This is a genomic window from Gemmobacter sp., assembly GCF_016792925.1.
Taxonomy (GTDB): domain Bacteria; phylum Pseudomonadota; class Alphaproteobacteria; order Rhodobacterales; family Rhodobacteraceae; genus Gemmobacter.
This window is the reverse complement of the sequence record NZ_JAEULU010000137.1, coordinates 1-8,364: the sequence shown is the minus strand read 5'-3', so window position 1 is coordinate 8,364 and position 8,364 is coordinate 1. Positions and strand designations below refer to the sequence as shown.

Sequence of the window (8,364 nt, the reverse complement as noted above, 5' to 3'; positions counted from 1 at the left end):
CCAGCTCCATGTCCAGGCCACGCCCGCGCACGAAAATGCGCTGCGGGGCCGAGATGGTCAGATCCAGCCCGAAGGGGCGGCTGCTGCCACCGCCGCCGCCGCTGGCTGCCTCGGCCTCGGGTGCCAGACCGGCGCGCTGGCGGGTCAGGCGCACATCGCCGGGCTCTGCCACATGGCGCAACTCCTCCAGCCCCGCCGCGCCGCCAAGCCCGGTGGAGGGCACTTGCAGTTCGGTTTCCTTCAGCAAGATCTCGCCCGCAATCAGCGCGCCGCCGGTGAGCGGGCCGCGCACCGACAGATCACCGCTGATCTTGGTCTGGTAAAGCTGCGGGTCTTTCAGTTGCAGATTGTTCAACGCAACGCGGATGTCACCCTGATAGGGCGCGGCCAGACCGGCGCTGCCGCCCACGGTGAACGCCCCGCCAGAGTTCAGCCCGCCTTGCAGATCAAGCTGCGCCCGACCCCCGGCAAAGGTGACAGCGCCATTCAGCCCCTCGACCGAGTTCGGCAGGGCAGGGTTTGCCAGCCGCAGCCCGTTCAGCGTCACCCGCCCGCCCAGCGAGGCGGGCACCAGCGGCCCGTTCAGCCGCAGGTCGATGCCAAGCCCGCCGGAAACCGTGGTCGGGCTGACAAAGGCATTGGCAAGATCGGCCTTGGCATTGCCCTTGATCGCCAGATCGCCCCGGCTGAAATCGGGCGCCATGCGGCCCTTGGTGGTCAGGGCGATGCCACCCGGACCCTTGGCCGCCAGATCGACATTATAGCCCTTGCCGTCATCGGCCAGCTTGCCGGTGACGGTCAGCCGCCCCGGAAATTCGGGCAGCAACAGGCCCAGATTGGCGAGTGCCGCATCCAGTGTCACCTGCCTTTGGTTGCCGGCAATTTCGCCCTTGGCCGCGACCCGCAGTTGCGGATTTTCCAGCGTGGCCGTGTCGATCTTGATCTGGCCGCCTTGCAGGCGCAGGTTGGCCGCCAGACGGCTGTTCCCGGCCAGCAGGCGGTCGGCCTCGGCCTGCCCGATGGCAAGGCCCGTGCCGGTCGCCGTGGCAGTCAGCGTGCCATTTTCGGGCGTGCCCTTGAAGGCGGCCTTGGCCGTAAGCGTGCCGCGGTAGCCGCCGCCCAGCGCGCGCAGATCGCGGAAGGCCAGATCGGCGCTCAGGTCATGGCCTGCCGGGTCGATCTTGCCGCTGGCCTTCACGCCAAGGCTGGCGGCATTCACATCCAGCCGTTGCAGATGCACGGTGGTTCCGGCCAGTGTCGCCTCGGCCTGAATGGTGCTGTCGCCCTTCAGCAGGGTGTCGGCCTCGGGCACGCCGATGGCGAGGCTTTGGCCCTTGGCGTCAAAGCTGATCCGGCCCGCCTCGGGCGTGCCCTGAAAGCGCGCAAGGCCACTGAGGCTGCCGCGATATTGCGGGCCCAGCGCACCCAGATCGCCAAAGGTCAGATCGGCGGTGATGTCGCTGCCTGCGGTGGCGATGGTGCCCTTCGCCTTGGCCGTCAGGCTGGCGGCGGCAATGTCGAGGCGGTCCAACCGCGTGCCGGTTTCATCGCGCGTCACTGCAAGGTCGATGGTGGAGGCGCCGGACAACAGGCTGTCAACTTCGGCCACACCGATCTTGAGGCCATTGCCGCGCACCTGGCCTGTCAGATCAAACGCCCCGGTCAGCAGCGCGGTCTGGCCTGCCAGCGTGGCGCTGGCACGGCCCGCGAGCGGCTGACCCGAGAGATCGGCAAAGCGAGACAGGTCATCGGCGGTCAGCTCGCCAGAGCCGGTCAGGGTCAAGGCGCTGTCCAGCCCGCCTATCGCCAGCTTGCCGTCAAAACGGTAATCCGCGCCGTTCAGTTTCAGCACCGGCAGGTTGAACCTGTCCTGCCCCTCGGCCCATTGGAAGCCCAACTGGCCGGTCAGCTGATCGCCAAGGGCCTTTGCCAAGGCCGGGTCGCGCGGCGCGAGGCCGTTCAGCGTGATGTCCAGCAGGCCCTCGGCTTTGGGCTGGTCATTGGCGCGGCTGATGGTGCCGCCGCCCTTGATGCTGGCCGCCTGCGCGGTCAGATCGGCGCGGGTCAGGCCCTGCACCTGCACATCTGCCGTCCAGGCCTCGCCCTGCGCGGCGTCAAAGGTGATCGCCAGATCGGCGTGATCGACCAGCGTGCGATCCTTGGTGGTGAGGGGCAGCAGCACCGGCTTGCCATCCAGGCCCAGTTGCCCCTTGAGGTCGATCTTTTCGGGCAAACCGTCAGCCGCCAGGCTGAGCGAGCCGCCCAGCTCCAGCGCGCGGGTGGTCAGCTGAAGCTGGCTCAGATCCAGCCGCCCATCGGCCCCTTTGGCGCCAATGGCTTGCAGCGCCACATCGGGGCCAAAGAACTCGGCGTAATCCGGGGCAAACAGCGGCGCCAGATCGCCGCCCAGATTGGCAGTGAAGCCAAGCGCCGCCTGCGGCTCCTCCGGCCCCGGAACCGAGACGCTGATCCGCCCGGCCAGACGCTCCTCGCCATCTGACAGCAGGCGCAGATCGGCGGCGTAATCGTCCAGCGGCCCCTCGCCCTTCACGGTCAGATCCACGGCGGGCGTGCCGGGCAGGCCCAGCAGGCTGGCCGCAATGCCGCCCGCGCCCTCGCTGGCCTCCAGATCCAGCGCCAGAACGCGGCTGCCATTGGCGTAAGAGGCGTTCAGCGCCAGTTTGCCGGGCGGGCCGCCATCCATGCGGTCCAGCGCCAGCTGCGCCTCGCCCTCGCCGCCTTCCAGCGAGACGGCGGCGCTGATCTGCGCCTCCACCGGCTGCCCCAGCACGGTCGGCCCCAGCGAAAGGCGCGGCGTGGCGAGTTTTCCGATATTCACCGAAACCGGCAGATCGGGCAGCGCAAAGGGCGTGGCCTCCGGCGCGGGCAGGCTGCTGTCGGCCTCGGTCTCGGGCAGGCGGGCCAGCACGATTTCCGCCGCCGTCAGCTCGTTCACCGAGACATTGCCGGTCAGCAACGCCGAGCGGTTCCAATCCAGCACCACATCCTTGAGGCTGAGCCAGACCCCCTGATCATCGGCAATGGTCAGCGCCGCGATCTTCGCCTTGGAGGACAGCGCGCCCTCAAAGCCGGTGATCGTGATCTTGCGCCCGGCGCCCGAGAGGTTGTCCTCCAGCAGGGCCGTCAGATAGCCGCGATCATCCTCTTGCGCCGCCGCCGGAACGGGAAGGGCGCAGAGGGCAAGAACCATGAAGCGTTTCATCAGAAGGCCTGCCCGATACCGATATAGAATTGCACACCGTCTCCGGTGTCGACGCTGCCCTTGATCGGGGTCGCGATGTCCAGCCGGATGGGGCCAAAGCCGGTGGCATAGCGCAGGCCCAGCCCCGCGCCCGCGTGCCATTCGCCGAACTCGTCGCCCAGATCGAAGGGGCTGACATAGCCCACATCGGCAAAGCCCACGACGCCGATCTTGGAGGTGACGCGCGCCCGCACCTCGGCCGTGCCCGCGGCGAAGGCCATGCCGCCGATCTTGTCGCCATAGATGCGCGCGATCTCCACGCCCAGGGCCTGATAGGGCTGGCCGCGCACCGTGCCACCGCCACCGGAATAGAACAGGTAATCGCGCGGCGTGCCGAGGATCGTGGCTCCGCCCAGCACGGCCCCGATCTGGCCGCGCGCGGCAAAGGTCACCGGGCGGGTTTCACCGAAGGTGACATAGGCGCGCCCGTCCGCTTTCAGCCGCACGCCGCTATCAGTGATGCCATAGCCCAGGAAGGGCCGGATCTCACCATCCAGATAATAGCCTTTCTTCGCATCCAGCTTGTCATCGCGCGAATCCCATGTGGCGCCGATGGGCAGGGCGAAATGCTTGTAGGTATAGGTGTCGAAAATATCCTCCACCTTGGCATAGCTGTATTCCAGCCCCACCCGCGCCGTCAGCCGCTCGGAAAAGTAGTGGCTGAGATTGACGCCCAACGTGGCGACATCGGCGGTGAAATCTTCCTCGGCCAGATGCCCGAATTCGGTGGTCAGGCCCAGGGTGGTATCGGGGGTAAAGGTCGCCGGGCGATCCAGCGAGACGCCCAGCACATAATCCACTCCGCTGGATTGTGCGCCGATATTGCCAATCTCGGCCTCGACCTTCAGCCGTTCGCCCCCGCCCAGAAGGTTGCGATGCAGCCAGTAGCCCGAAAGGTCCAGCCCCTCGAAACTGGCGATTTCGGCCCCGATGGAATAGCGGCGGGTCTTTTCCTCGACCACGGTGGCGCTGATGTCCAGCAGATCGGGGGCGCGCACCTGCTCGGCCTCGGCCAGCGAGACCGATTTGAACACGCCGGTGCGGCGCAGGCGGTCGGCGCTACGTTTCAGCAATTCGGGGCTGTAAACCTCGCCTTCCGGCAGGCCCGCGATTTTCAGGATGCGCCGCTCGCTCATCCGTTGCTGGCCGGTGACGCTCAGCGTGCCAAAGCGCAGGCGCTGGCCGGGGTTCAGCCGCACATCGGCTGACAGCGTGTTCGCGCGGTGATCGGCCACCACATCCTGACTGGCGACCTGGGCCTTGGCATGGCCCACCTCGCGCCAGCCCTCGATCCCGGCCTGCACCGCCTCGCGCACAAGGCCACTGGCGGCGGTCTTGCCTGCGGCAAAATCCTCGGGCAATTCGGTCTCGGGGGCGAGGGGGGCCACCTTGGCCTGCGAAAACTTGAATTTCGGGCCGGGATCAACCGTCACCACCACAGAGCCGATCCGGTTCGGCGCATCCAGCGGCGGGATGGTTGCGGCCTCGCGCCCGTCCACCAGCACATGCACGACCGGCGAGTAATGGCCCAGTGCATACAGCGTGGTGACCAGCGCACCATATTCGGCCTGCGCGGCGGCAAACAAATCCTCGGCGCCGGTTTTCTCGTCGCCCACCGCCGTCAGCAAGGCCGAGGCATTGCGCAAGTCATCCTCTACCTTTTCCGCAGCGGCGCCCTGCACCGAAAAACGCACAAGATCTTCGGCCCAGCCAGGCTGGGTGAGGATGGAACTGGCAAACAAAAGGGCGGCCAGGCGCCGGGCCGGCAGCAATTGGAACACGAACACGCGAAATCCCCCGAGGCAGAGTGCCCCAACTATGGCAAATCAGGGGCGCAACCTCAATCCATGGCGAATCGCGGGCGATCAAATCTTGTGTCGCTTGGGCGGATGGCCCCCATCTATCGCGGTGATACCGCAAACACCGGCCATAGACGCCGCCAGAGTGAGCGCGTATTCATGCCATGGGCAAAAATGCACTGGGAGGGCGCGCCATGTATATCGGTCTGGATCTGGGCACATCGGGGCTGAAGGCGCTGGTCATCGACGATGCGCAGCATGTGCTGGCCGAGGCCTCGGCACCGCTGGACGTATCGCGCCCCGCCGAGGGCTGGAGCGAGCAGGCCCCTGCCGACTGGATCACCGCTGCCGAGGCCGTGATGGCGCAGCTGGCGGCGCGGATGAGCCTTGCCGCCGTGCGCGCCATCGGCCTTTCGGGGCAGATGCATGGCGCCACGCTGCTGGACGGCGCCGATCAGGTGCTGCGCCCCTGCATCCTGTGGAACGACACCCGCAGCCATGCCGAGGCCGCCGCGCTGGATGCCCAGCCCGCCTTCCGCGCTGTCTCCGGCAATATCGTGTTTCCGGGCTTCACCGCGCCCAAGCTGGATTGGCTGCGCCAGCACGAGCCTGCCATTTGGGCAAAGGTCGCCAAGGTTTTGCTGCCGAAGGATTATCTTCGTCTCTGGCTGACGGGCGAGCATGTGGCCGAGATGTCGGATGCCGCCGGAACCAGCTGGCTCGATACCGGGGCGCGCGACTGGTCGGATGATCTGCTGGCGGCCACCGGCCTGTCGCGCGCGCAGATGCCGCGTCTGGTGGAAGGCTCCGAAGTGTCCGGGCAATTGCGCCCCGAGCTGGCCGCGCGCTGGGGTCTGCCTGCGGGCGTCGTGGTCGCGGGCGGCGGCGGCGACAATGCCGCCTCTGGCGTGGGCGTGGGCGTGGTGCGCGCGGGCGATGCCTTTGTGAGCCTTGGCACCTCGGGCGTGCTGTTCGCCGCCAATGACGGTTATCAACCGGCCCCTGAAACGGCGGTGCATACCTTCTGTCACGCGCTTCCCGGCACCTGGCACCAGATGGGCGTCATCCTTGCCGCGACCGATGCGCTGAACTGGTATGGCCGGTTTGTGGGGCAGGGCGCCGCCGCCCTCACCGCCGAGCTTGCCGCGCTGCAAGCCCCCGGCAAGACCCTGTTCCTGCCCTATCTTGGGGGCGAGCGCACGCCGCTCAACAATGCCGCCGTGCGCGGGGCTTTCACCGGGTTGGAGCATGCGACCGACCGTGCCGCAGGCACGCGCGCGGTGCTGGAAGGCGTGACCTTCGCCATCCGCGACTGCCGCGATGCGCTGGCAGCCACTGGCACGCGGCTGGAGCGGCTGATCGCCGTGGGCGGGGGCACAAGGTCGGATTACTGGCTGCAAGCCATTGCCACAGCACTGAATGTTCCGGTCATGCTGCCCGAAGCGGGCGATTTTGGCGGGGCTTTTGGCGCGGCGCGTCTGGCACTGATGGCCGCCACCGGCACCGGGGCCGAGGTGGCCACCCTGCCCCCCATCTCCCGCGTGGTGGAGCCAGTCTCGGCGCTAGGCGAGGCCTTTGACGTCGGCCATGCCCGCTTCCGCGCGGCGCAAGGGGCGATTGCCGCGCTGCGCTGAAAAATCGCTTTGGCTAACGGATTGGAAAGATTCGGCGCCTAGTCTCCGGGAAAGACCTCTCGGAGAATCCGACGCATGCTTTCCCTCCTGCTGCGGCTTGCGCTGCTGCCTTTGCTTTGCGGCCCGGCCTTCGCCAGCCCGGCCGCACTTTGTGATCAGGCCGCCCAGATCGCGGCGCAAGAAACCGGGGTGCCGCTGGCGGTGTTGCAGGCCCTCACCCGCGCCGAAACCGGGCGCGGCGGGGGGGCGCAGCTGGAGCCATGGCCCTGGGCGGTAAACCAGGCCGGGCAAGGCCATTGGTTTGACAGCGCCGCCGAGGCCGAGCAATTCGTCGAGGCGCAGCTGGAATTTGGCTACAGCAATCTCGATGTTGGCTGCTTTCAGCTGAATCACCGTTGGCACAGCAAGGGCTTCAGTTCGCTGGCCGCGATGTTCCAGCCGCAGGAAAATGCGATCTACGCGGCACGGTATATTGCCGAGAAATATCAGGAAACCGGCGATTGGGTTCTGGCCGCCGGGGCCTATCACTCCGGCACGGTGGAACATGCGGAGAAATATGCTGCGCGATTTGAACAGATTTTGGCCGATCTGGGCGATGGCCTGCCGGTGCCGGAGGGCGTGATCCGCCTGGCCGAGCTGACCGAAGACCCCGCCCCCCGCATCAACCGCTTTCCCCTGCTGATGGCGGGCAATCAGGCGGGCGCGCGCGGCTCTCTGGTGCCGTTGACCGCTGGGGTCGGCTCTCTTTTCGCGCAGGTGCCATGATGCCGGGGCTTTCGATCCGATCCATTTCGCAGCCCACAGTACTGCTCGCTGTCGCGCTGATGGCGGTTGTGGCCATGATGGTGCTGCCGGTGCCCGCCTGGGTGCTGGATGTCGGGCTGGCGATTTCCTTCGCGCTGGCCATCCTGATGTTCACCGTCACGCTGTTTGTCGAACGCCCGCTGGATTTCTCGGCCTTTCCCACGATCCTGCTGGCCTCGCTGATGCTGCGACTGTCGCTGAACGTCTCCTCCACCAAGCTGATCATCGGCCAAGGCCATACCGGCACCGATGCGGCAGGCCATGTGATCGAGGGCTTCGCCAATTTCATCATGGGCGGCAACCTGTTGCTGGGCATCGTGATTTTCTGCGTGCTGCTGATCGTGAACTTCATGGTCATCACCAAGGGCGCCGGGCGGATGGCCGAGGTCGGCGCCCGCTTCGCGCTGGACGGGATGCCCGGCAAGCAGCTTGCCATTGACGCCGACATGGCGGCGGGCGCCATTACCCATGCCGAGGCGAAACTGCGCCGCGAGCGCGAACTGGCCGAAACGAATTTCTATGGCTCGCTCGACGGTGCCTCCAAGTTTGTGAAGGGCGACGCGGTGGCCGGTCTGCTGATCACGGCGCTCAATCTGGTGATGGGCCTGATCATGGGCATTGTGATCCATGGCTTGCCGGCGGCGCAAGCCTTTGAAACCTACACGATTTTGACCGTCGGCGACGGTCTTGTGACCCAGATCCCGGCCGTGGTGATCTCGGTTGCTTCGGCGCTGCTTTTGGCGCGCGGCGGGGCGACAGGGTCTGTCGACGTCTCGTTCTTCAAGCAGTTGAGCCAATATCCCGCTGCGGTGGGCACGGTTGCCGTCCTTTTGGCGCTGTTCGCCCTTGTGCCGGGCCTGCCCTT

The 8,364-nt window shown here is 66.8% G+C and carries 5 protein-coding genes; 3 read left to right on the top strand and 2 right to left on the bottom strand.

Annotated elements, in window-relative coordinates:
• Both JNN06_RS06905 and JNN06_RS06900 read right to left on the bottom strand, forming a co-directional pair.
• The coding region (locus tag JNN06_RS06905; protein ID WP_291238861.1) for a translocation/assembly module TamB domain-containing protein at positions 1–3,211 on the bottom strand (3,211 nt) is incomplete at its 3' end.
• Positions 3,212–3,222: 11 nt separating this feature from the next.
• A complete protein-coding gene (locus tag JNN06_RS06900; protein ID WP_291238860.1) occupies positions 3,223–5,049 on the bottom strand; it encodes an autotransporter assembly complex family protein in 1,827 nt (608 codons plus the stop codon).
• 206 nt (positions 5,050–5,255) lie between these two features.
• Here JNN06_RS06900 and xylB point away from each other — a divergent pair, with 206 nt between their 5' ends.
• From xylB to JNN06_RS06885, 3 genes are all read left to right on the top strand, one after another.
• A complete protein-coding gene (gene xylB, locus JNN06_RS06895) occupies positions 5,256–6,695 on the top strand; it encodes a xylulokinase (RefSeq protein ID WP_291238859.1) in 1,440 nt (479 codons plus the stop codon).
• 75 nt (positions 6,696–6,770) lie between these two features.
• Positions 6,771–7,460 carry a transglycosylase SLT domain-containing protein gene (locus JNN06_RS06890; protein ID WP_291238858.1) on the top strand — a complete coding sequence of 230 codons (690 nt, stop codon included), beginning with the start codon at positions 6,771–6,773 and terminating at the stop codon, positions 7,458–7,460.
• A partial coding sequence (locus tag JNN06_RS06885) for an FHIPEP family type III secretion protein (protein ID WP_291238857.1) occupies positions 7,460–8,364 on the top strand: 905 nt, incomplete at its 3' end. The genes JNN06_RS06890 and JNN06_RS06885, both read left to right, overlap by 1 nt.

Coding starts and splice junctions, on each gene's coding strand:
- xylB (WP_291238859.1), top strand. CDS start 5,256: ATGTATATCGGTCTGGATCTGGGCACATCGGGGCTGAAGGCGCTGGTC.
- JNN06_RS06890 (WP_291238858.1), top strand. CDS start 6,771: ATGCTTTCCCTCCTGCTGCGGCTTGCGCTGCTGCCTTTGCTTTGCGGC.